At 47.2% G+C, this 1009-nt stretch carries 1 protein-coding gene and 1 pseudogene; both read right to left on the reverse strand.

Annotated features, from left to right (window positions below; all coding sequences use genetic code 11):
* A pseudogene (locus A3754_RS28790) lies at positions 1-150 on the reverse strand (porin); the annotation flags it as partial.
* A gap of 161 nt (positions 151-311) precedes the next feature.
* Positions 312-1009: peroxiredoxin (locus tag A3754_RS21235; protein ID WP_369817638.1), on the reverse strand; the 698-nt coding region annotated here is incomplete at its 5' end.

The raw sequence follows: 1009 nt of genomic DNA on the forward strand, positions 1-1009 counted from the left end.
TACATAAAAAGCATTAATGTAACCGTCAGTGCTGAAGCTGGTTCCGTCATCGTCATACAGTGTTATTTCGGCATTGGCTGATTGCACCGCGAGGAAGGGCAGAAGGCATAATGCCGACCGGGATAGAGTTGCTGCACTGGTTTTTCTCATCTTACGCTCCCTAAAGTTTCTATCATGTTGCTAGCAACGAGTATGGGGAGCGTAAAATAAAGGAAGAATACCGCCTTGGTACTGTATTGAGTGATTGGAATATAGCGTTTGGTCGTGCGACTAAAGGATCAATTAAATGATAAAATATAATGTATGTTTTATCAGGGAAGGGGGGTGTATTTCAGGTAGGGAAGAATGGCTTCTTCCTGATCGGGAAAGAGTGCCTTTGAATCACCGTCAGATAATTTAGGTGAAATAATCGCGTTGTCACCAGGTTGCCAATCTGCAGGTGTTAATACCGGGTAACGATAAGAGGTTTGTAAGGCATCAATAGCTCGTAGGATCTCATCAAAATTCCGCCCAATGCTGGGTGGGTAATCTATTTTCAGGCGAATGCGCCCACGCGGATCAATGATAAAAACGCTGCGTACCGTTGTTACGTTGTTCGAACGAGGGTGCATCATGCCGTAGCGTGTGCTGATGTTTCGCGACTGATCCGATATTACAGGAAAGGATGGTCGGACACCCTGGCTTTCTTCAATGTCATCAAGCCATTTTTTCAGGTCACCCAGCGGACTCACTGCCAAAGCGAGTGGGCGTACGTTTCGTTTTTCAAAGGCACCTTGTAAACGTTCCACTGCAGCGAGCTCGGTAGTGCATACAGGAGTGAAGCTGGCCGGATGAGAAAACAAGACGACCCAGTGGTCTTTCCTCCAGTGATCGAGGTGCACGGCCCCCATAGTGGTTTCAGCCTCAAAATCTGGTGCTGCATCACCCAGCTGGAGGGCCTGAAGGGGAAGAGAGTATATCAGTAGTGCCACTAACCAATATTTCATACTTACCACCCTAAAGTTACTCC

This window comes from Alcanivorax sp. HI0083, assembly GCF_001635175.1.